Raw genomic sequence first — 21,446 nt, 5'->3', positions numbered from 1 at the left:
ATCTCAGGCGCGTTGGGCGTGGATAAAGGACGCCAGGGTGGCGACGGAAAAGAAGTGCTGGCGCATCTCTTCGCTTTCGGCAGAAAGCACCACGCCATACTGGTTTTTCACCGCCAGACCCAGCTCCAGCGCGTCGATAGAGTCGAGACCCAGCCCGTCGCCAAACAGCGCGGCATCGGTATCAATATCCTCTGCGGTAAGCTCGTCCAGATTCAGCGTGGTGATAATGAGATTCTTAATTTCAAGATAAAGCGCTTGCATCATTAATTCCTGACAAAGATTGAAGGCCTGATGTTAATCGATGCTGCAGGTGCCGGTTTAACTGCCTTGCCGCCAGTGCCGGTTCTTGTTGACTTGCATCGTAAAATTCGTCGATGTTCACGCGATCGCGCACATCGACGGTAAAGACAGGTTTTGCGGGCGGTACATCATACCAGCGGCTTTTTTTATCCAGCAGGTGCTCGCTGCAGTGGATGAGTACGATCCGCAGATCGCTGCGGCAGCGCACGGCGATATTTGCCGCGCCGCGCTGGAAGGACATCGCCTCACCTGGGCGGGTACGCGTCCCTTCCGGGAAGATTAACAGCGTGTCGCCCTGGGCCAGACGCTGCTGGCTGGCGGCGAGCAGAGGCTCGGCCTCGCTGTTAATCAGATAATCTGCCGCGCGGATAACGCCGCTGACAAACGGATTGCGCAGCAGCGCGCTTTTCACCAGACAGTCGGTTTCGGGCATTACCGACGCCAGAATCACGTAGTCAATTAACGTAGGGTGGTTAGCCACCACCAGGCAGCCCCGATCGTCGCGCAGGGCATCAAGATTGTGGATGCGATAGTCGAGCACCCCGGTGCCGCGGGCAACGGTTAAGAAGAAGCGGAAGCTGGCCGCGATGCTGCGGCGCGCCAGGCGACGGCGTTTGGCGCGATCGCGCTGGGCAATCAGCAGCAGGTTGAACCAGACCAGCGACAACAGCAGCCCGCCCGCGCCAAACAGCACGAAGCAGAATCCGGTCATGACCAGACGCCATAGCCAGTTGATCCGGGCGGTCAGGCGGTTCATTGGCGCGCCCACTGCCACAGCAAACGTTCGCCGGGCACCACAAACTGCCGTTCCTCGCGGAGATAGCGTTGCAGGAACATCAGGCTTTGCGGCAGGGCGGCTTCCTCGCCCGTGCTGCCGCTGCGGGTTTCGCACTGCCATTCGCTGCCGGCTTCAATCACCAGCGCCACCGCGTACGGCCAGGTAGGCATCTGCGGCGGTAACGCCGGATGGTAAAATTCCGGCAGCGCGCCGTCAAAATCCACCAGCAGGACGCGGGAGTAGCCCGCATGCAGCAGGCTCAGCACTTCACACAGGGCCTGCTGGAAGGTGTCCAGCCCGGCGGAAATGGATGATGAGACAACAGGCTGGCGAGCGGCGATCGTGAGATTGCCCACCGCGGAATTATGCACGGACATGGCGAAGTCGGTAGGCGAGACGGCCTGCCCGGTCGCCAGCGTATGCAGAATACGGTAATTGCGCTCCAGCTCGCCGTGGCGGCTGGAATAGACGACGGCGTCTATGGCGTGGCTTTGCAGCATGGCAAGACCAATATCCACCGCCAGCTTACTGCCTGAGTTAAGGCGGCGCGCGGTCATCATCGGTAACGCGGTCAGGCGGGGTAGAGGAGCCGTTGGGTCGATGGTCGACTGCAGGCGCGACCACGCCTGCCACTCTGCGGCATCGCTTAGTCCTGGCGCTCTTGCCTGCCAGTCAATAATGTTCAGTGAAAATTTCATCTACGCGCGTCCGCGGAATACCGTATTCAAAGGGCAGCCAGGCTGCGCTATTGTTCACGTTTGGTGCAAATTAACAGGGTATGACCTACCCCAAGGTTATCCAGCCGCTGTGCTATGCTGAAGCCCGCCCTTTCCAGGTAGTGATAAAACTTCTCTACGCTGTAAAACCGGCTATTGCCATTCGCCATACAGGTGAAATAGAGCGAGGTGGCATTCAGGCTGAAAGCCGCCGCTTCATATTTCTGGGCATCCCAGAAAAGCTCCATGATGCACAACCGTGCGCCAGGCTTCATGACCTCTGCGACGCGCGTCAGCATGGCGACAATCTGATCCGGAGAGAAACAGTCGAGGAACTGGCTCATCCACCAGACGTCGGCATCTCCCGGTAATGCCGACGGGCTAAGCATATCGACAGCATGGAATCCAATACGATGAGAAAAACCTGCTTTTTCGATGTTTTCCTGCGCCAGCGCTATCTGCTGCGGGAGATCGAGGATCGTCACGGCAACATTGTCGTCATAGCGGCAGCAGCGTAACGACCATTTACCTGTATTTCCGCCCACATCGTACAATTTTGTCGGCGAGCTTGCGAATATATATGGCAACGCAGCGTCAAAAGCGGCGTCGGAATAGTAATGATCGAAGGCAAACCAGCTCTCTTTTGCCGGGGCAGGAAGCTGGGATAAAGCCGGATAGATGGTTGGCCAGTCGCCAAACACGGATAATCCAGTCGGTTTTTCTTTCTGCAGGGCATCGGCCAGATGAAATAACCCCTGGTAACAGACGTCCTGCGTGAAATCCATATTAACGCGGGTCATGGGATCGTGGAGTAAGAAATGGCCCACTTTCGCCAGGAAATAACGACTTTCTTTATAAGTAATTATCCGCCCGCTTAATCCCATGTCTAACAATACGCTGACGGCATAACTGCTCAGGGTACTGTTTTCGGTTATTTCGTCGAGGCTCGCCCCCTTATTACCCTGTTTATCGAGCCAGGCGAGAACGCCCGAGTTACGCAGACAAAGCGCGGTCTGAAATAACATCGGCGCAAAAGCGATGCGTTGCGCTTCGGTAATGGCATCCAGCGCGCTGAGCGTGTCCTTTTCGTACATTGTTGCGTAACCTTTCAGGGTAAGAAATGAGGTTATCGGGCCATGTCCGGCCCGACTTTAGGAAAATATTACAGCGCGGCACCCGCAGAAAGGTTCAGCTGAATATCGTGGTCGAGGTTGTTCACCCAGCGGTTATAATTTTTGTGAATTTTACCGTCTGCCGCTTTCAGGTTCAGGCTGCTTTCGTAATTAATTGAATAACTTGTCGCAGAGTAGGGAATACGCACCTGGACCGAGTGATCGCGTGCCTGCAGACGGCCCTTAATCACGCCCGGGCCCGCTTCCGTCATGATCCAGTCACGCTTCTGGCCTGCTTTCAAAATGGCTGTTTTCACCTGATCGGCAGTATGACCCGCGCTCACGACAGAGTGAACCTGAGCAATAGGGGCGGTACGCGCACAGCCAGCCAGTGCGCCAACGAATACGGCGGCAGTGCACCATTTAACGAGCTTTTTCATCAACAACTCCATATCAATAATAACAATTAAAGGTAGTGTTTTTTACAAATAAGCATCACCAGGCTTAGGGATTAAGTCAGGTGTGTTTTTAATCAATATTAATGTTTACATTACGTCGTCGCTAAGGCGGGGTATAATATCACGCAAAATAATTAATCATTCCGTTTTTTTTAATTTGCTTTAAGGGGGTGTTGCATTTAAGCGAAATCTGGGTGAGTTGATAAAAAAACGGAAGGAATAAGCCTTAACGCAAATAAAAATACCGCGACGGTGAGCGTCGCGGTATTTGACGGTATAAACCCGTTTACACAGACAGATACATTACCCCGGCAACCGGCTTTTCGGCCGCCCCGGCCCAAGCAGGATCGCCAGCTTGCTGCCCCCTTTGGTGGTTTCCATCCAGATTTTACATACGCTGGTCAGCGGGACCGACAGCAGCATGCCGACAGGGCCCAGCAGCCATCCCCAAACCAGCAAGGATAAAAACACCACCAGCGTCGACATGCCCAGCCGGTGCCCCATCATGCGCGGTTCAAGAATGTTGCCCAGCACCATATGCACGACGAGGAACAGCGCTCCGACCAGCATACATTCGTAGAAACCGTTAAACAGAAACGCCTGAATCATCGGCGGCACGGCCGAAAGCACCGCGCCAATATTCGGCACGTAGTTCAGCAGAAACGCCAGCACCCCCCACATCAGCGCGAACTGAACATCCATCAGCATCAGCCCCAGCCAGACAATAATCCCGGTCCAGACGCTCAGCAGCGTTTTCAGCGCCAGATATTTGGAGACGCCCTTTAAGGCGCGGTGTAGGCCGGCAATGTGTATTTGCGGGTTATTTAAAGCAAAGCGCAGCTTATACGGAACATGGCGCACTTCGAACAGCATAAACACCACCGTCATGACCAGCAGCAGTATGCTGGCCATCGCGCCGGAAAGACCGGTCATCAGCGTGGTGGCGTAGGTCATGACCTTCTCGGAATCCATCCTGCGCAGCATCCGCTCTGGTGAAATATGCAGGTTAAGAAAGGGCATCATCTCCTGCAGCGCGACGATTTTACGCGTCAGCTCTTTATTGTACTGCGGCAACATGGTGGAGAATTCGCTCAGCGATGCCGCCAGTACGCCGAAGAGCGCCGTCAGGCCAATCAGCATCACGATAACCACGATGGTGATGGCCACCGGGCGGCTCACGCCCCGGCGTAAAAACCAGGTCACCAGCGGATTGAGGACAATGGCAAAAAAGAGCGCCAGCAGGAGCTGGACGATAATGTCAGCGGCAGCATGTATACCCGCAAGGATAACCACCAGACAGGCGAGTTTTAATAAGATGTGGAGTCCTGCTTTATCAAGCTGGGGAGCTAACATGCGCGTTCCTTAATAAGATGACCCGATAAGTGTAGTGCCTTAGGGCCGCTTCGTCTGGCACCGATAATCTGAAAGTCGGGGCTGATTTTCTTATTGCTCCGTGGTAATAGTGAAACACTGTTGCAAAAAATTCAGGTAGAACCCCATGCCAGAACCTGCCGCCGAACCGGCGCTGAGCGGATTGCGCCTCAATCTGCGCATTGTTTCCGTCGTTATCTTCAACTTTGCCAGCTATTTAACGATCGGCCTGCCGCTGGCGGTTCTGCCGGGCTACGTCCATGACGTGATGGGTTTTAGCGCGTTCTGGGCGGGGCTGGTCATCAGCCTCCAGTATTTCGCCACGCTCCTTAGCCGCCCGCACGCCGGGCGCTACGCCGACCTGTTCGGTCCCAAAAGCATTGTGGTAGTGGGATTGTGCGGCTGTTTCCTCAGTGGTCTGAGCTACCTGCTGGCTGCCGCTACCAGCCACTGGCCGCTGGTCAGCCTGGCGCTGCTTTGCCTGGGCCGCGTCATTCTCGGGATTGGGCAAAGCCTGGCAGGAACCGGCTCGACGCTATGGGGTGTGGGGGTTGTCGGTGCACCACACATTGGCCGGGTTATCTCGTGGAACGGGATCGTCACCTACGGGGCGATGGCGCTCGGCGCGCCGCTTGGCGTGGCCTGTTACGCCTTTGGCGGTCTGTATGGACTGTCGCTGACCATTATAGCGGTCGCGCTTGTGGCGATACTGTTTGCGCTGCCGCGCCCGAAGGTGAAGGCCAGCAAGGGCAAGCCGCTGCCGTTTCGGGCCGTGCTGGGGCGCGTCTGGCCGTACGGCATGGCGCTGGCCCTGGCGACCACCGGCTTCGGCGTCATTGCGACCTTCATTACCCTGTTTTATGACGCCAAAGGCTGGGAGGGCGCGGCCTTTGCGTTAACCCTCTTCAGCGTTGCGTTTGTTGGCGCACGCCTGCTTTTCCCGAACGGTATCAACCGTCTGGGCGGGCTGAACGTGGCGATGATCTGCTTTGCGGTAGAGATTGTCGGGCTGCTGTTAACCGGCATCGCCAGCGCGCCCTGGATGGCGAAAATTGGCGTCTTCCTGGCGGGAGCCGGTTTCTCGCTGGTCTTCCCGGCGCTGGGCGTGGTGGCGGTTAAAGCGGTGCCGCAGCAGAACCAGGGGGCGGCGCTGGCGACCTATACGGTATTTATGGATATGTCTTTAGGCATTACCGGGCCGCTGGCGGGGCTGGTGATGGCCTGGGCGGGGGTACCGGTGATCTATCTTGCCGCGGCGGGTCTGGTGATAATTGCCCTGCTGCTGACGTGGCGGCTAAAAAAATGGCCCCCGGTGCCGGCACCGGAGGCCACGTCATCGTCGTGAAGGGTTACTGGATCACGATGGTGTTAATGATGTTTTCAGCAGCCGTCTGCGCTTTCTGCTGATCTTCCGCTGGCAGGGTGATCTGCAGGGTCAGCAGTTTGTTATCAACCTTGCCCAGCACCACAGAAGACCAGGCGGTCTGGCCTTTTGCGGAGATGATGCTGTCCAGCTGCTGCAGCTTATGGCCTTTCAGCTCGATGGATTTATTGGTCACGACCTGCAGCTGCGGGTCGCGGCCGCGCTGCTGGTCTTCCAGACGTTTGGACAGGACGGCCAGGTCTTCGCTGGTGTCGTCGCCCACAATCACAATGACCGCTTTCTGGCCGGTTGCGTCGGAGTAAACGTGCATGTTATTCGCCTGGGTGCCCAGCTTGCCGCTCTGGTCAGTCATATCGGCTGGCAGAGAGAAACTGAGTTTGCCATCCATCAGATTCACCGGCTGACCGGTCGCGTTGCTTTCTGCGGATGCGCCCTGAGCAGGCGTTTTCGTGTCGCTGTTATCACAGGCTGCAAGACCCACAACCAGCAGGCCAATCCCGACATATTTAACCAGATTGCGCATTGACTTCTTCCTTTCGATAAACGGCCATAGCGGCTCATTCACCCATCTTATCACAACTGATAAAGCGAACCCTTAACCAGCCTGCAATGCCGTGATTTCAGATTTATCTGCCAGCCTTTTCAGCAGCATATTCAGCAGCACGCCGTACATCGGCAGGAAGAAAACAATGCTGATGAGCACCTTGAAGCAGTAGTCCACCAGCGCGATCTCCATCCAGTGCTCGGCCATAAAGGCATCCGGGCTGCGCCAGAAGGCGATGAAGAAGAAGGCCAGCGTATCGCTCACGTTGCCGAACAGCGTGGACGCGGTCGGTGCCATCCACCAGCGGTGATTCTGACGCAGGCGGTTAAACACGTGCACGTCGAGGATCTGCCCCAGCGCGTAGGCCATAAAGCTTGCCGCGGCGATACGGGCGACAAACAGGTTGAAGTGTGTCAGCGCCTCAAAGCCTTGCCAGCTTCCCATGTAAAACAGGGAGGAGATCACGTACGAGATGAACAGCGCCGGAAGCATGACCGCAAAGATAATGCGGCGTGCCAGCGGTGCGCCGAAGATACGCACGGTCAGATCGGTGGCGAGGAAAATAAACGGAAAGCTGAACGCGCCCCAGGTGGTATGAAAACCAAAAATGGAGATCGGGAGCTGCACCAGGTAGTTGCTGGAGGTGATCACCAGCAAATGGAAAAGCGAAAGCCAGAACAACGCTTTTACGCGCTGTGATTCAGAGAACTGCGTCATATTGTGACCTTTTTATACGTTGGGGTGAGGGAACCCAATAAAAACCGCAGCATGATACTGCTTTGGCTGGACATTGCAATGGTTAGTTTTTGCGCAATCGTTAACCTGGTTTGCATTGCCCGCGCCGGGGCGTAAACTACAGCCGTTTTTATCTGACCGAGAAGATCATGACCGACCTGTTTTCCAGCCCAGACCACACCCTTGATGCCCAGGGCCTTCGCTGCCCGGAGCCGGTAATGATGGTACGTAAGACCGTGCGTAACATGCAGACCGGTGAAACGCTGCTAATTATTGCCGACGATCCGGCCACCACGCGCGATATTCCCGGTTTTTGTACCTTTATGGAGCATGAGCTGGTGGCGCAGCAGACCGAGGCGCTGCCGTATCGGTATTTGATTCGTAAGGGGTAGGTGGGCTGTCCTCTGCGGCCTGATGCCCTCACCCCGGCCCTCTCCCACGGGGAGAGGGAGAAAGTCATCCTTTCATCCACGCCCTGATCCCGTCCAGGAACATCTGCGTCGCCATCATTACCAGAATCAGCCCCATCAGACGCTCCAGCGCGTTCACCCCTTTCTCACCCAGCAGGCGCAGGAACAGCGACGACTGCAGCAGGATAATAAACGTTCCGCCCCAGGCAATCAGCAGGGCAATGACCAGATGGCTCATTTGATTCGGATACTGATGCGACAGCAGCATCAGCGTCGCCAGAATGGTTGGCCCCGCGACGAGGGGAATCGCCAGCGGCACGATAAACGGCTCTTCGCCCGCGGGCAGGCCGCTGCTGCTGCCTTCGGCGCTCGGGAAGATCATCTTAATGGCAATCAGGAAGAGAATAATCCCGCCGGAAATGGAGACCGTTTCGGCGCGCAGGTTCAGGAACGCGAGGATTTTTTCACCGGCAAACAGGAAGATAAACATCACCAGCAGGGCAATAAGCAGCTCGCGGATCATGATCGCCCGGCGGCGCTTCGGCTCGGTGTGCTTCAGCACCGACATGAAGATGGGCAGGTTGCCCAGTGGATCCATTATCAGGATCAATAAAACCGCTGCTGAAATGATTTCACTCATGTAAATTATCCCTGAAACTCTCTATGGTTATTATGATAATTAGCTGTATTTCTGATTGCCGGGCAATCATCGATTAATTTCGCTTGCGACTTTGGCAGCATTTTGTAATGTGAAGCATATCCCAGTTCAATACTGGCTTGCACAATCAGCACACACCCTCAGCAGGAAAAAAATGCTATGAAAAACGTTGGTTTCATCGGCTGGCGCGGTATGGTCGGCTCTGTACTCATGCAACGCATGGTTGAAGAGCGCGATTTCGACGCTATCCGCCCGGTCTTCTTCTCCACTTCCCAGCTCGGCCAGGCTGCTCCGTCCTTTGGTGGTACCACAGGCACGTTGCAGGACGCTTACGATCTGGAAGCGCTGAAGGCACTCGACATTATTGTGACCTGCCAGGGCGGCGATTATACCAACGAAATCTATCCAAAGCTGCGTGAAAGCGGCTGGCAGGGCTACTGGATTGACGCGGCCTCTTCACTGCGCATGAAAGACGATGCCATCATTATTCTCGACCCGGTTAACCAGGACGTCATCACCGACGGCCTGAACAACGGCGTGAAAACCTTTGTTGGCGGTAACTGCACCGTCAGCCTGATGCTGATGTCACTCGGCGGCCTGTTCGCGCAGGACCTGGTGGAGTGGGTCTCCGTGGCGACCTACCAGGCCGCGTCCGGCGGCGGCGCGCGCCACATGCGCGAGCTGCTGACCCAGATGGGCCAGCTGCACCAAAGCGTCGCGACCGAGCTGGCAAACCCGGCGTCCGCCATCCTCGACATCGAGCGCAAAGTCACTCAGCTGACCCGCAGCGGCGAGCTGCCGGTGGATAACTTTGGCGTACCGCTGGCCGGCGGTCTGATCCCGTGGATCGACAAACAGCTGGATAACGGCCAGACCCGCGAAGAGTGGAAGGGCCAGGCGGAGACCAACAAAATCCTCGCCACCGCGAATACCATTCCGGTTGACGGTCTGTGCGTGCGTATCGGCGCGCTGCGCTGCCACAGCCAGGCCTTCACCATTAAACTGAAAAAAGATGTGTCTATTCCGACCGTGGAAGAGCTGCTGGCCGCGCACAACCCGTGGGCGAAAGTGGTACCAAACGATCGCGATATCACCATGCGTGAACTGACCCCGGCTGCCGTTACCGGCACGCTGACCACGCCGGTTGGCCGCCTGCGCAAGCTGAACATGGGGCCTGAGTATCTCTCCGCATTCACCGTCGGCGACCAGCTGTTGTGGGGGGCCGCCGAGCCGCTGCGCCGCATGCTGCGCCAGCTGGCGTAATAATTTGTTAAACACGGGGGGTGATTGTCACCCCCTTTTTTTGCGTACTACATGGAGTAAAACGCAGATGTCTTATTTTTTATCAGGAGGAACCACGACGTTGGCTATGCTTTAAGGAAGATTTATTTCTCACCTGAGGGTAGGGCGGAGCAGAGAGGATCAACTGCACCGTTTAGGTCACATTAAAAGTCGTCCCGGAGCGCGTAAAAAGGGCGACATAAAAAAACAGGATGAATACCATGTCCGATCGTATTTCGAGAGACGTGATTAATGCGCTTATTGCGGGTCATTTTGCTGACCCCTTTTCTGTGCTAGGGATGCACCGTACAGAGGCCGGACTGGAAGTTCGGGCGCTGTTGCCGGATGCGACAGAAGTGTGGGTTATCGAACCCAAAACCGGCCGCAAGGTGGGTAATCTGGAATGCCTCGACTCGCGCGGCTTCTTCTCGGGCGTCATGCCCCGCCGTAAAAACCCCTTTCGCTATCAGCTCGCCGTTATCTGGCATGGCCAGCAAAACCTGATTGATGATCCCTACAGCTTTGGGCCGCTCTTAAAAGAGATGGACGCATGGCTGCTGTCCGAAGGGACCCATTTACGCCCTTACGAAACGCTGGGTGCCCACGCGGATACCATGGACGGTATCACCGGCACGCGCTTTGCCGTATGGGCGCCAAACGCCCAGCGCGTTTCCGTCGTTGGGCAGTTCAACTACTGGGACGGTCGCCGCCACCCGATGCGCCTGCGCCGTGAGACGGGCATCTGGGAGCTGTTTATCCCCGGGGCGCATAACGGCCAGCTCTACAAATTTGAGATGATCGACGCGCACGGCAAGCTGCGCATTAAAGCCGACCCGTACGCCTTTGAGGCGCAGATGCGCCCGGATACCGCATCGCTGATCTGCGGCCTGCCGGAGAAGGTCGTCCAGACCGAGGAGCGCAAGCAGGCCAACCGCTTTGATGCGCCGATCTCCGTTTACGAAGTGCATCTCGGCTCCTGGCGCCGCCACACGGACAACAACTTCTGGCTCAGCTACCGGGAGCTCGCCGACCAGTTGGTGCCGTACGCCAAATGGATGGGCTTTACCCACCTCGAACTGCTGCCGGTTAACGAGCACCCGTTCGACGGCAGCTGGGGCTATCAGCCCACCGGGCTGTATGCGCCCACGCGGCGCTTCGGCACGCGCGATGATTTCCGTTATTTCATTGATGCCGCGCACGCCGCCGGGCTGAACGTGATCCTCGACTGGGTGCCGGGCCATTTCCCGTCGGACGATTTTGCGCTGGCAGAGTTCGACGGCACGAAGCTGTACGAGCACAGTGACCCGCGCGAAGGCTATCACCAGGACTGGAACACGCTGATCTACAACTACGGTCGCCGTGAAGTGTCGAATTACCTGGTGGGGAATGCGCTGTACTGGATCGAACGCTTCGGCATTGATGCCCTGCGCGTGGATGCGGTGGCCTCGATGATCTACCGCGACTACAGCCGCAAAGAGGGAGAGTGGATCCCGAACGAGTATGGCGGCCGTGAAAACCTCGAAGCGATTGAATTTCTGCGCAACACCAACCGCATCATCGGCGAGCAGGTGGAAGGCGCCGTGACCATGGCGGAAGAGTCGACGGACTTTGCGGGCGTCTCCCGCCCTCCGTCATCAGGCGGCCTGGGGTTCTGGTACAAGTGGAACCTGGGCTGGATGCACGACACGCTCGACTACATGAAGCTCGACCCGGTTTATCGTCAGTATCACCACGATAAGCTCACCTTCGGGCTGCTCTACAACTACACCGAAAACTTCATGCTGCCGCTGTCGCACGATGAAGTGGTGCACGGCAAAAAATCCATTCTCGACCGCATGCCGGGCGACGCGTGGCAGAAGTTTGCCAACCTGCGCGCCTACTACGGCTGGATGTTTGCCTTCCCGGGCAAAAAGCTGCTGTTTATGGGCAATGAGTTCGCCCAGGGTCGCGAGTGGAACCACGACACCAGCCTCGACTGGCATCTGCTGGAGGGCGGCGACAACTGGCACCACGGCGTACAGCGTCTGGTGCGCGACCTGAACCTGACCTACCGCCACCACAAAGCGCTACACGAGCTGGACTTTGATCCGTACGGCTTTGAGTGGCTGGTGGTGGACGACCACGAGCGCTCGGTGTTTGTCTTTGTGCGTCGCGATAAAGCGGGCAACGAGATTATCGTCGCCAGCAACTTCACGCCGGTGCCGCGCGAACACTACCGCTTCGGCATTAACCAGCCGGGCAAATGGCGCGAGATCCTGAATACCGATTCCATGCATTACCACGGCAGTAACGCCGGTAACGGCGGGCTGGTGCAGAGCGATGCGATTGAAAGCCACGGGCGTCCAAACTCCCTGAGCCTGACGCTGCCGCCGCTTGGCACCATCTGGCTGATGCGGGAGGGAGAATGACGCAGCTTACGGCAGGTAAACCCGAACCGCTCGGCGCGAGTTTTGATGGAAAGGGGGTGAACTTCACGCTCTTTTCTGCTCACGCGGAGCGGGTGGAGCTCTGCGTGTTTGACGGGGAGGGTAACGAGCACCGTTACGATTTACCGTCCCGCACGGGAGACATCTGGCACGGTTACCTGTCCGGCGGGCGTCCGGGAATGCACTACGGTTTCCGCGTACACGGCCCGTGGGAGCCATCTCAGGGGCACTGGTTTAACCCGGCGAAGCTGCTGATTGACCCGTGCGCGCACCGCGTGGACGGCGAGTTTAAAGACGACCCGCTGTTCCACGTCGGCTACGGCGAACCGGACCACCGCGACAGCGCGCCCGTCGCGCCGAAAAGCGCGGTGGTGCACGATCTCTACGACTGGGAAGACGATGCCCCGCCGCGCACGCCGTGGGGTAACACCGTCATCTATGAAGCGCACGTCAAAGGGCTGACCTACCTGCACCCGTCGATCCCTAAAGAGATGCGCGGCACCTACAAAGCGCTGGGGCATCCGACCATGGTCGCTTACCTGAAGCATTTGGGCATCACCGCGCTGGAGCTACTTCCGGTGGCGCATTTCGCCAGTGAGCCGCGTCTTCAGCGTCTTGGGTTAAGCAACTACTGGGGCTACAACCCGCTGGCGATGTTCGCTCTCGACCCGCGCTACGCGGTGCATCCGGAGAAAGCGCGGGACGAGTTTCGCGACGCGGTGAAGGCACTCCACGCCGCGGGCATTGAGGTCATTCTGGACGTGGTGCTGAACCACAGTGCGGAAAGCGATCTTGACGGCCCGACGCTCTCACAGCGCGGAATCGATAACCGTAGCTATTATTGGATCAGGGAAGATGGCGATTACGAGAACTGGACCGGGTGCGGTAACACCCTCAACCTCAGCCATCCGGCCGTTACGCATTACGCGTACGAATGCCTGAAATACTGGGTAGAGACGTTCCACGTGGACGGTTTTCGTTTCGACCTGGCGCCGGTGATGGGGCGCACTCCAGCATTTAGCCAGCAGGCGCCGCTGTTTGAGGCGATAAAAAACTGCCCGGTGCTCTCAACGGTGAAGCTGATTGCGGAACCCTGGGACATTGGTGAAGGCGGTTATCAGGTGGGGAACTTCCCGCCGCTGTTTGCCGAGTGGAACGACCACTACCGCGATGCCATCCGCCGCTTCTGGCTGGCGCGCGATCTGTCGCTGGGCGAGTTCGCCGGACGCTTTGCCGGCTCCAGCGATCTCTTTAAGCGCGACGGAAAACGTCCGTCGGCCACCATCAACCTGGTGACGGCGCATGACGGTTTTACGCTGCGCGACTGCGTTTGTTTCAATCAGAAACACAATGAGGCCAACGGCGAAGAGAATCGCGATGGCACTAACAATAACCATAGCTTCAATCATGGTATAGAAGGGTTAGGCGGAAGTCTGGATGTGATCGAGCGGCGACGCGCCAGCGTTCATGCGCTGCTGACGACGCTTTTGCTGTCTCAGGGCACGCCGATGCTGCTGGCGGGCGACGAGCACGGCCACAGCCAGCACGGCAATAACAACGCCTATTGCCAGGACAATACCTTAACCTGGCTCGACTGGGGGGAGGCGAACAGCGGGTTGACCCATTTCACCGCGGCGCTGATCCACCTTCGCCAGCAGATCCCCGCCCTTACCGCCGACAGCTGGTGGGAAGAGGGCGACGGCAACGTTAGCTGGCTGAATAAAGACGCGCAGCCGTTGAGCGCGCAAGAGTGGCAACACGGCATCACCTGCCTGCAAATCCTGCTTTCGGATAAGTGGCTGGTGACGCTGAACGCGACGGACGACGTCGCAGAGATTGTTTTACCTGACGGGGAGTGGCGAGCTGTTCCCCCCTTTGCCGGAGCGGATAATCCGGTAGTAATGGCTGTCTGGCACGGGCCTGCGCACGGAGTGTGCGTATTCCAAAGATGATAAAAAAGGAGTTAGTCATGGTTAGATTAGAGAAGAACGATCCGTTAATGTTGGCGCGCCAGCTACCATTAAAAACCGTTGCCCTGATACTTGCGGGCGGGCGTGGTACCCGTCTGAAAGATTTGACCATCAAGCGCGCCAAGCCGGCCGTTCACTTTGGTGGTAAGTTCCGCATTATCGACTTTGCGCTCTCAAACTGCCTGAACTCGGGCATTCGCCGCATTGGCGTCATTACGCAGTATCAGTCGCACACCCTGGTGCAGCACATTCAGCGCGGCTGGTCATTCTTCAGCGAAGAGATGAACGAGTTTGTCGATCTGCTCCCGGCGCAGCAGCGCGTACACGGGGAAAACTGGTACCGCGGCACGGCGGATGCGGTGACCCAAAACCTCGACATTATTCGCCGCTACAGCGCGGAATACATCGTGATCCTCGCGGGTGACCACATCTACAAGCAGGATTACTCGCACATGCTGATCGACCACGTCGAAAAAGGGGCGCGCTGCACCGTGGCGTGTCTGCCGGTGCCCGTTGCCGAGGCGACGGCGTTTGGCGTGATGCACGTGGATGCGGACGACAAGATTATCGACTTCGTTGAAAAACCGGCGAACCCGCCAACCATGCCGGGCGATGACACCAAATCGCTCGCCAGCATGGGGATCTATGTCTTTGATGCAGATTATCTTTATGAGCTGCTCGAAGAAGACGACAAAGACGAAAGCTCCAGCCACGACTTCGGTAAAGACATCATCCCGAAAATTACCAAAGCTGGCATGGCCTATGCACATCCCTTCCCATTGTCCTGCGTGCAGTCAGACCCGAATGCGGAGCCTTACTGGCGTGATGTGGGAACCCTGGAAGCGTACTGGAAAGCCAACCTCGATCTGGCGTCCGTGACGCCTGAGCTGGATATGTACGACCAGAACTGGCCGATTCGTACCCACATGGAATCTCTGCCGCCGGCGAAGTTCGTGCAGGACCGCTCCGGCAGCCACGGCATGACCCTGAACTCGCTGGTCTCCGGCGGGTGCATCATCTCCGGTTCGGTGGTGGTGCAGTCCGTGCTGTTCCCGCGCGTGCGTATAAACTCATTCTGTAATATCGATTCGGCGGTTCTGCTGCCGGATGTCTGGGTAGGGCGTTCGTGTCGTCTCCGTCGCTGCGTGATCGACCGCGCCTGCGTCATTCCTGAGGGAATGGTGATTGGTGAAAACGCGGAAGAAGATGCGCGTCGCTTCTACCGTTCTGAAGAGGGGATCGTGTTAGTCACACGGGAAATGTTGCGGAAGCTGCAGATCAAACAGGAGCGATGATGCAGGTTTTACACGTATGTTCTGAGATGTTCCCGTTGTTAAAAACGGGCGGCCTGGCGGATGTTCTTGGTGCATTACCGGCGGCGCAAATCGCCGGTGGAGTCGATACCCGCGTCCTGCTGCCCGCCTTCCCGGATATCCGGCGCGGCATACCTGATGCAAAGGTGGTGACCCGCCGTGAAACGTTTGCCGGACGCATCACCCTGCTGTTTGGGCATTACAACGGCGTAGGGATCTACCTGATCGACGCACCGCATCTGTACGACCGTCCGGGCAGCCCGTATCACGATACCAACCTGTTCGCCTATACCGACAACGTGCTGCGCTTTGCGCTGCTCGGCTGGGTGGGGGCGGAGATGGCCGTCGGGCTGGATCCATTCTGGCGTCCGGATGTGGTCCACGCGCACGACTGGCACGCCGGGCTGACGCCAGCGTATCTGGCGGCAAAAGGGCATCCGGCAAAATCGGTGTTTACGGTGCACAACCTGGCGTATCAGGGCATGTACTATGCGCATCATATGAATGACATCGATCTGCCATGGTCGTTCTATAACATGCACGGGCTGGAGTTCAACGGGCAAATTTCGTTCCTGAAGGCCGGGCTGTACTACGCCGACCACATCACGGCGGTGAGCCCCACCTACGCGCGTGAAATTACCCAGCCGGAGTTTGGCTACGGTCTGGAAGGGCTGCTGCAGCAGCGCCATCGTGAAGGCCGCCTGTCGGGCATTCTGAACGGCGTGGATGAGCAGATCTGGAGCCCTGAAACCGATCTCCTGCTGGCCGCGCGCTATGGCCGCGACTCGGTGGAAGATAAAGCCGAAAACAAACGCCAGCTGCAAATTGCGATGGGGCTGAAGGTCAACGATAAGGTGCCGCTGTTTGCGGTGGTCAGCCGCCTGACCAGCCAGAAAGGGCTGGATCTGGTGCTGGAGGCGCTGCCCGGTTTACTGGAGCAGGGCGGACAGCTGGCGCTGCTCGGCGCGGGCGACCCGGTGCTGCAGGAAGGTTTCCTCGCCGCCGCCGCGGAACATCCGGGGCAGGTGGGCGTGCAGATTGGCTATCACGAAGCGTTCTCGCACCGCATTATGGGCGGCGCGGACGTGATTCTGGTGCCGAGCCGTTTCGAACCCTGCGGCCTGACGCAGCTCTACGGTCTGAAATACGGCACGCTGCCGCTGGTGCGCCGCACGGGCGGGCTGGCGGATACGGTGTCGGATAGCTCTCTGGAAAACCTGGCGGACGGTATCGCCAGCGGGTTTGTCTTTGAAGACAGTAATGCCTGGTCGCTGCTTCGGGCGATTCGGCGTGCGTTCGTCTTGTGGTCCCGTCCATCCCTGTGGCGTTACGTTCAGCGTCAGGCGATGTCCATGGACTTTAGCTGGCACGTTGCGGCGCAGTCGTACCGCGACCTTTATCAACGCTTGATGTAACGAGGCGAAGTTACTGATATGAACGCTCCATTTAGCTACTCTTCCCCCACGCTCAGCGTTGAGGCGTTAAAGCATTCCATCGCCTACAAGCTGATGTTTACCATCGGGAAAGATCCGGTCATCGCCAACAAGCACGAGTGGCTGAACGCCACCCTGTTTGCGGTGCGTGACCGCATGGTCGAACGCTGGCTGCGCTCTAACCGCGCCCAGCTTTCGCAGGAGACGCGGCAGGTTTACTACCTGTCGATGGAATTTTTGATTGGCCGCACCCTCTCCAACGCGCTGCTGTCGCTCGGTATCTACGACGACGTCAAAACTGCGCTGGAAGAGATGGGGCTGGATTTAGAAGAGCTGATTGACGAAGAGAACGACCCGGGGCTGGGTAACGGTGGTCTTGGGCGTCTTGCCGCCTGCTTCCTTGACTCGCTGGCAACGCTGGCGCTGCCGGGGCGCGGCTACGGTATTCGCTACGACTACGGCATGTTCAAGCAGAACATCGTTGACGGCCGCCAGAAAGAGTCCCCGGACTACTGGCTGGAATACGGCAACCCGTGGGAGTTCAAGCGCCACAACACGCGCTACAAGGTGCGCTTTGGCGGACGCATTCAGCAGGAAGGGAAAAAGTCCCGCTGGGTGGAAACCGAAGAGATCCTCGCCGTGGCCTATGATCAGATCATCCCCGGCTATGACACCGATGCGACCAATACGCTGCGCCTGTGGAATGCCCAGGCGAGCAGCGAAATCAACCTCGGTAAATTTAACCAGGGCGACTACTTTGCGGCGGTGGAAGATAAAAACCACTCCGAGAACGTCTCCCGCGTGCTGTATCCGGATGACTCAACCTACTCCGGGCGCGAGCTGCGCCTGCGTCAGGAGTATTTCCTCGTCTCCGCGACGATTCAGGACATCCTCAGCCGCCACCATCAGCTGCACAAAACCTACGCCAACCTGGCGGAGAAAACCGCGATTCACCTTAACGACACCCATCCGGTGCTCTCCATTCCCGAGCTGATGCGCCTGCTGATCGACGAGCACAAGTTCAGCTGGGACGACGCGTTTGAGGTGACGTGCCAGGTGTTCTCCTACACCAACCACACCCTGATGAGCGAAGCGCTGGAGACCTGGCCGGTGGACATGCTCGGCAAAATTCTGCCGCGCCACCTGCAAATCATCTTCGAGATCAACGACTATTTCCTCAAGACGCTGCAGGAGCAGTACCCGAACGATACCGGGCTGCTGAGCCGTGCCTCGATCATTGATGAATCCAACGGTCGTCGCGTGCGCATGGCCTGGCTGGCGGTGGTGATCAGCCACAAGGTTAACGGGGTGTCCGAGCTGCACTCGAACCTGATGGTGCAGTCCCTGTTTGCGGACTTCGCGAAGATCTTCCCGACACGCTTCTGCAACGTCACCAACGGCGTTACGCCGCGCCGCTGGCTGGCGCTGGCCAACCAGCCGCTCTCTGACGTGCTGGATGAGAATATCGGCCGCACCTGGCGCACCGATTTGAGCCAGCTGAGCGAGCTTAAGCAGCATATTGATTTCCCGACGGTGAACAAGGCCGTGCGGGAAGCCAAGCTGCTGAACAAGAAACGTCTGGCGGTCTGGCTGGCGATGCACCTCAACGTGGTCGCAAACCCGAAAGCGCTGTTTGACGTGCAGATCAAGCGCATCCACGAGTACAAGCGTCAGCTGATGAACGTGCTGCACGTAATCACCCACTACAACCGCATTAAGGCCGATCCAACCGCAGAGTGGGTGCCGCGCGTGAAGATCTTCGCCGGTAAGGCGGCTTCCGCCTACTACATGGCGAAGCACATTATTCACCTGATCAACGACGTGGCGAAGGTGGTGAACCAGGATCCGGAGATTGGCGACAAGCTGAAGGTGGTATTCATCCCGAACTACAGCGTCAGCCTGGCGCAGCTGATCATCCCGGCGGCAGATCTCTCCGAGCAGATCTCCACGGCGGGAACGGAAGCGTCCGGCACCAGCAACATGAAGTTTGCCCTCAACGGCGCGCTGACCATCGGCACCCTGGACGGGGCGAACGTCGAGATGCTGGAGCACGTAGGAGAAGAGAATATCTTTATCTTCGGCAATACCACCGAAGAAGTGGAGGCGCTGCGCAGGAAAGGCTACTCCCCGCGTGAGTTCTATGAAGGGGATGAAGAGCTACGTCAGGTCCTGACGCAGATTGCGACCGGTGTGTTCAGCCCCGACGAGCCGGGCCGCTATCGCGATCTGGTGGATTCGCTGATTAACTTTGGCGACCACTATCAGGTGCTGGCGGATTATCGCAGCTACGTGGACTGCCAGGATAAAGTGGACGAGCTGTACCGTCAGCAGGAGAAGTGGACCAGCGCGGCGATGCACAACATCGCCAACATGGGGTATTTCTCGTCTGACAGGACCATCAAGGAGTATGCCGAGAACATCTGGCATATTGATCCGGTGCGGTTGTAAAAACAAAGCCCGGTGGCGCCACCGGGCTTTTTTCATTTACGACGCCAATGATAATTCACGCTTCCCCGCATGCTGCTGCAGCCACTGCGCCACGCGAGACTGCTGCTCGGCGTTAAGCCACATCCCTTCTTTGGTACGACGCCAGATGGCATCTTCAAGGCGGCGAACCCACTCGTGCTCAACCAGGTAGCGCAGCTCGGCCTCGTACAGCTCGTGGCCGAAATGTTCACCCAGATCGGCAAGCGATTTCGCGTCGCCCAGGAACAGCTCGGTATTGCTGCCGTAGGTGCGGGCGTAGTGGCGCGCCATCCCTTCGGTAATGAACGGGAAGCGACGACGCAGCTTCGCGGCGTAATCGTCGCGGTTTCCGCCAATGTCTCCGCCGGGCAGCACTGCCTCTTTGGTCCACGCCGGGCCAATACCTTTGTAGTACGGCGCCAGTTTTTCCAGCGCGTGCTCGGCCAGCTTGCGGTAGGTAGTCAGCTTGCCGCCAAACACCGACAGCAGCGGTGCCTGACCGTCTACGTCGTGGATATCAAGCGTGTAGTCGCGGGTGATGGCCTGCGGTGAGTCAGACTCGTCATCGCACAGCGGACGCACGCCAGAGTAGGTCCAGACCACGTCGTCGCGCGACAGCTGTTTCTTAAAGTGCGCGTTATACACTTTCAACAGGTAGTTGACTTCGCTCTCGTCGATCTCAACGTTCTTCGGATCGCCCTTGTACTCCACGTCGGTGGTGCCGATGATGGAGAATTCGTCCATCCACGGGATCACAAACACGATGCGTTTATCTTCGTTTTGCAGGATATAAGCCTGCTTCTGGGTATGCACGCGCGGCACCACAATGTGGCTGCCTTTGATCAGGCGGATGCCGTACGGGGAAGGCAGGTGCATGCCGTCGTCGAAGAACTGCTTCACCCACGGGCCGGTGGCGTTCACCAGGCCGCGCGCCTTCCAGCTGAACTTCTCGCCGGTATCCACGTCTTCCGCTTCCACAATCCACAGGCCGTTTTCACGACGGGCGGCGGTCGCGCGGGTCCGGGTTTTCACCTCGCCGCCTTTCTTCTCGACCATCTGCGCATTCGCCAGCACCAGACGCGCATCGTCAACCCAGCAGTCTGAATATTCGAAACCGCGCACGATTTCCGGCTTAAGGACCGATTCTGAGCCAAAACGCAAACCGTTCGAACCCGGCAGGCTGGTGCGTTTGCCCAGATGATCGTACATAAACAGGCCGATGCGGATCATCCACGCCGGACGCAGGTGCGGGCGGTGCGGCAGGCGGAAGCGCATCGGGATCGCCAGATGCGGGGCCATTTTCAGCAGCACTTCGCGTTCGGCCAGCGCTTCGCTGACCAGGCGGAATTCGTAGTGTTCCAGGTAGCGCAGGCCACCGTGGATCAGCTTGGAGCTGGCGGACGACGTCGCGCAGGCGAGATCGTTAGCTTCCAGCATCAGCACGGATAAACCGCGTCCTGCGGCATCAACCGCAATACCGGCACCGTTGATGCCACCGCCTATCACAATCAGATCTTTGGTTTCCATAACACCCTCATGCACTTTCGTTAAAGCTCAAAAATGTTCGATATCGCTCATAATAGCAAAGGAACGCGCTTTTGGTAACATCAAAAAAACAATTTAGAGTGATATGGATAACATAATGGCGTTTACCCGCCGCCAGGACGTACACTACGGGGTAAAATCTTGTCGTTGACCACTGTAAAGAGAACACCATGGATCAGTTTGAATGTATTAACGTAGAAGAAGCCCACCAGAAGATGCACCAGGGAAAAGCGGTGCTGGTGGACATCCGCGACCCGCAGAGTTTTGCGATGGGCCACACGCCGGGCGCGTTTCATCTGACCAACGACACGCTGGGCGCGTTTATGCGCGATAACGACTTCGAAACGCCCGTTATGGTCATGTGCTACCACGGCAACAGCAGCAAAGGCGCGGCGCAGTATCTGATTCAGCAAGGCTATGACGCGGTATACAGCGTCGACGGCGGCTTTGATGCCTGGCATCGTCATTTCCCGGCAGAAGTGGAATACGCGTTTGAGCGCTAATCCCGCTATACTGTCCCCTTTTGTGTGGAAATAAGCGACCGCT

The 21,446-nt window shown here is 57.7% G+C and carries 19 protein-coding genes; 9 read left to right on the top strand and 10 right to left on the bottom strand.

Features of this window, described 5'->3' with window-relative positions; genetic code table 11:
* Positions 1 to 3: 3 nt before the first annotated feature.
* From HBA26_RS05290 to HBA26_RS05265, 6 genes are all read right to left on the bottom strand, one after another.
* The gene (locus tag HBA26_RS05290; RefSeq protein WP_028014701.1) at positions 4 to 261 is read right to left on the bottom strand and encodes a phosphopantetheine-binding protein; all 258 of its coding nucleotides are present in this window, start codon (positions 259 to 261) and stop codon (positions 4 to 6) included.
* Positions 242 to 1,057: a lysophospholipid acyltransferase family protein gene (locus tag HBA26_RS05285; protein WP_126345947.1), complete on the bottom strand. Its 816-nt coding sequence runs from the start codon at positions 1,055 to 1,057 to the stop codon at positions 242 to 244. Before HBA26_RS05285 ends, HBA26_RS05290 begins: the two co-directional genes overlap by 20 nt.
* Complete coding sequence (locus tag HBA26_RS05280; protein ID WP_041911891.1) at positions 1,054 to 1,776, bottom strand: beta-ketoacyl synthase chain length factor; 723 nt, start codon at positions 1,774 to 1,776, stop codon at positions 1,054 to 1,056. Before HBA26_RS05280 ends, HBA26_RS05285 begins: the two co-directional genes overlap by 4 nt.
* Before the next feature lie 47 nt (positions 1,777 to 1,823).
* Complete coding sequence (locus tag HBA26_RS05275) at positions 1,824 to 2,888, bottom strand: class I SAM-dependent methyltransferase (protein WP_126345946.1); 1,065 nt, start codon at positions 2,886 to 2,888, stop codon at positions 1,824 to 1,826.
* Positions 2,889 to 2,956: 68 nt separating this feature from the next.
* Positions 2,957 to 3,346, bottom strand: a complete 390-nt coding sequence (locus HBA26_RS05270) for a hypothetical protein (RefSeq protein WP_028014697.1) — start codon at positions 3,344 to 3,346, stop codon at positions 2,957 to 2,959.
* A gap of 321 nt (positions 3,347 to 3,667) precedes the next feature.
* On the bottom strand, positions 3,668 to 4,717 hold the full coding sequence (locus tag HBA26_RS05265) for an AI-2E family transporter (RefSeq protein WP_126345945.1): 1,050 nt from the start codon (positions 4,715 to 4,717) through the stop codon (positions 3,668 to 3,670).
* A 145-nt stretch (positions 4,718 to 4,862) separates the two neighbouring features.
* Between HBA26_RS05265 and HBA26_RS05260 the strand changes: the two genes are divergently transcribed.
* Positions 4,863 to 6,080 (top strand): MFS transporter, encoded by a 1,218-nt coding sequence (locus HBA26_RS05260; RefSeq protein WP_126345944.1) that lies wholly within the window; start codon positions 4,863 to 4,865, stop codon positions 6,078 to 6,080.
* A gap of 4 nt (positions 6,081 to 6,084) precedes the next feature.
* Here HBA26_RS05260 and HBA26_RS05255 read toward each other — a convergent pair whose 3' ends face one another.
* Both HBA26_RS05255 and HBA26_RS05250 read right to left on the bottom strand, forming a co-directional pair.
* Positions 6,085 to 6,642 (bottom strand): DcrB family lipoprotein, encoded by a 558-nt coding sequence (locus HBA26_RS05255; protein ID WP_028014694.1) that lies wholly within the window; start codon positions 6,640 to 6,642, stop codon positions 6,085 to 6,087.
* Between the two features lie 72 nt (positions 6,643 to 6,714).
* Positions 6,715 to 7,380 carry a 7-cyano-7-deazaguanine/7-aminomethyl-7-deazaguanine transporter gene (locus HBA26_RS05250; RefSeq protein WP_028014693.1) on the bottom strand — a complete coding sequence of 222 codons (666 nt, stop codon included), beginning with the start codon at positions 7,378 to 7,380 and terminating at the stop codon, positions 6,715 to 6,717.
* Positions 7,381 to 7,547: 167 nt separating this feature from the next.
* Between HBA26_RS05250 and tusA the strand changes: the two genes are divergently transcribed.
* Complete coding sequence (gene tusA, locus HBA26_RS05245; protein WP_008503071.1) at positions 7,548 to 7,790, top strand: sulfurtransferase TusA; 243 nt, start codon at positions 7,548 to 7,550, stop codon at positions 7,788 to 7,790.
* A 64-nt stretch (positions 7,791 to 7,854) separates the two neighbouring features.
* On the opposite strand, the gene yhgN is transcribed toward tusA, so the two are convergent.
* On the bottom strand, positions 7,855 to 8,448 hold the full coding sequence (gene yhgN, locus HBA26_RS05240; RefSeq protein ID WP_003861574.1) for an NAAT family transporter YhgN: 594 nt from the start codon (positions 8,446 to 8,448) through the stop codon (positions 7,855 to 7,857).
* 177 nt (positions 8,449 to 8,625) lie between these two features.
* Between yhgN and asd the strand changes: the two genes are divergently transcribed.
* From asd to glgP, 6 genes are all read left to right on the top strand, one after another.
* The gene (asd, locus tag HBA26_RS05235) at positions 8,626 to 9,729 is read left to right on the top strand and encodes an aspartate-semialdehyde dehydrogenase (protein ID WP_022649649.1); all 1,104 of its coding nucleotides are present in this window, start codon (positions 8,626 to 8,628) and stop codon (positions 9,727 to 9,729) included.
* A gap of 239 nt (positions 9,730 to 9,968) precedes the next feature.
* The gene (gene glgB, locus HBA26_RS05230; RefSeq protein WP_045259374.1) at positions 9,969 to 12,155 is read left to right on the top strand and encodes a 1,4-alpha-glucan branching enzyme; all 2,187 of its coding nucleotides are present in this window, start codon (positions 9,969 to 9,971) and stop codon (positions 12,153 to 12,155) included.
* Positions 12,152 to 14,125, top strand: coding sequence for a glycogen debranching protein GlgX (glgX, locus tag HBA26_RS05225; RefSeq protein ID WP_126345943.1), 1,974 nt, complete (start codon positions 12,152 to 12,154; stop codon positions 14,123 to 14,125). Before glgB ends, glgX begins: the two co-directional genes overlap by 4 nt.
* A 17-nt stretch (positions 14,126 to 14,142) precedes the next feature.
* On the top strand, positions 14,143 to 15,438 hold the full coding sequence (glgC, locus tag HBA26_RS05220) for a glucose-1-phosphate adenylyltransferase (protein ID WP_028014690.1): 1,296 nt from the start codon (positions 14,143 to 14,145) through the stop codon (positions 15,436 to 15,438).
* Complete coding sequence (gene glgA, locus HBA26_RS05215; protein WP_041911898.1) at positions 15,438 to 16,871, top strand: glycogen synthase GlgA; 1,434 nt, start codon at positions 15,438 to 15,440, stop codon at positions 16,869 to 16,871. Before glgC ends, glgA begins: the two co-directional genes overlap by 1 nt.
* An 18-nt stretch (positions 16,872 to 16,889) precedes the next feature.
* Entirely contained in the window at positions 16,890 to 19,337 is a 2,448-nt protein-coding gene (gene glgP, locus HBA26_RS05210) for a glycogen phosphorylase (RefSeq protein ID WP_041911899.1), read from the top strand.
* Positions 19,338 to 19,373: 36 nt separating this feature from the next.
* Here glgP and glpD read toward each other — a convergent pair whose 3' ends face one another.
* Complete coding sequence (glpD, locus tag HBA26_RS05205; RefSeq protein ID WP_041911900.1) at positions 19,374 to 20,882, bottom strand: glycerol-3-phosphate dehydrogenase; 1,509 nt, start codon at positions 20,880 to 20,882, stop codon at positions 19,374 to 19,376.
* Between the two features lie 188 nt (positions 20,883 to 21,070).
* Between glpD and glpE the strand changes: the two genes are divergently transcribed.
* Positions 21,071 to 21,403: a thiosulfate sulfurtransferase GlpE gene (glpE, locus tag HBA26_RS05200; RefSeq protein WP_028014686.1), complete on the top strand. Its 333-nt coding sequence runs from the start codon at positions 21,071 to 21,073 to the stop codon at positions 21,401 to 21,403.
* The last annotated feature ends 43 nt before the right edge of the window (positions 21,404 to 21,446 follow it).

Origin of the sequence: Enterobacter sp. 725m/11 (genome assembly GCF_011683705.1) — a bacterium.
Lineage (GTDB): Bacteria > Pseudomonadota > Gammaproteobacteria > Enterobacterales > Enterobacteriaceae > Enterobacter > Enterobacter bugandensis.
This window is presented reverse-complemented; position numbering and strand designations above follow the sequence as displayed.

Bases quoted from the DNA above. Each gene is read 5' to 3' on its own strand.
- glgB (WP_045259374.1), top strand. From the start codon at position 9,969: ATGTCCGATCGTATTTCGAGAGACGTGATTAATGCGCTTATTGCGGGT.
- HBA26_RS05265 (WP_126345945.1), bottom strand. From the start codon at position 4,717: ATGTTAGCTCCCCAGCTTGATAAAGCAGGACTCCACATCTTATTAAAA.
- glpE (WP_028014686.1), top strand. From the start codon at position 21,071: ATGGATCAGTTTGAATGTATTAACGTAGAAGAAGCCCACCAGAAGATG.
- HBA26_RS05290 (WP_028014701.1), bottom strand. From the start codon at position 261: ATGCAAGCGCTTTATCTTGAAATTAAGAATCTCATTATCACCACGCTG.
- glgP (WP_041911899.1), top strand. From the start codon at position 16,890: ATGAACGCTCCATTTAGCTACTCTTCCCCCACGCTCAGCGTTGAGGCG.
- glgA (WP_041911898.1), top strand. From the start codon at position 15,438: ATGCAGGTTTTACACGTATGTTCTGAGATGTTCCCGTTGTTAAAAACG.
- HBA26_RS05270 (WP_028014697.1), bottom strand. From the start codon at position 3,346: ATGAAAAAGCTCGTTAAATGGTGCACTGCCGCCGTATTCGTTGGCGCA.
- yhgN (WP_003861574.1), bottom strand. From the start codon at position 8,448: ATGAGTGAAATCATTTCAGCAGCGGTTTTATTGATCCTGATAATGGAT.
- glpD (WP_041911900.1), bottom strand. From the start codon at position 20,882: ATGGAAACCAAAGATCTGATTGTGATAGGCGGTGGCATCAACGGTGCC.
- glgX (WP_126345943.1), top strand. From the start codon at position 12,152: ATGACGCAGCTTACGGCAGGTAAACCCGAACCGCTCGGCGCGAGTTTT.
- asd (WP_022649649.1), top strand. From the start codon at position 8,626: ATGAAAAACGTTGGTTTCATCGGCTGGCGCGGTATGGTCGGCTCTGTA.
- HBA26_RS05285 (WP_126345947.1), bottom strand. From the start codon at position 1,057: ATGAACCGCCTGACCGCCCGGATCAACTGGCTATGGCGTCTGGTCATG.
- tusA (WP_008503071.1), top strand. From the start codon at position 7,548: ATGACCGACCTGTTTTCCAGCCCAGACCACACCCTTGATGCCCAGGGC.
- HBA26_RS05275 (WP_126345946.1), bottom strand. From the start codon at position 2,888: ATGTACGAAAAGGACACGCTCAGCGCGCTGGATGCCATTACCGAAGCG.
- HBA26_RS05260 (WP_126345944.1), top strand. From the start codon at position 4,863: ATGCCAGAACCTGCCGCCGAACCGGCGCTGAGCGGATTGCGCCTCAAT.
- HBA26_RS05250 (WP_028014693.1), bottom strand. From the start codon at position 7,380: ATGACGCAGTTCTCTGAATCACAGCGCGTAAAAGCGTTGTTCTGGCTT.
- HBA26_RS05280 (WP_041911891.1), bottom strand. From the start codon at position 1,776: ATGAAATTTTCACTGAACATTATTGACTGGCAGGCAAGAGCGCCAGGA.
- glgC (WP_028014690.1), top strand. From the start codon at position 14,143: ATGGTTAGATTAGAGAAGAACGATCCGTTAATGTTGGCGCGCCAGCTA.
- HBA26_RS05255 (WP_028014694.1), bottom strand. From the start codon at position 6,642: ATGCGCAATCTGGTTAAATATGTCGGGATTGGCCTGCTGGTTGTGGGT.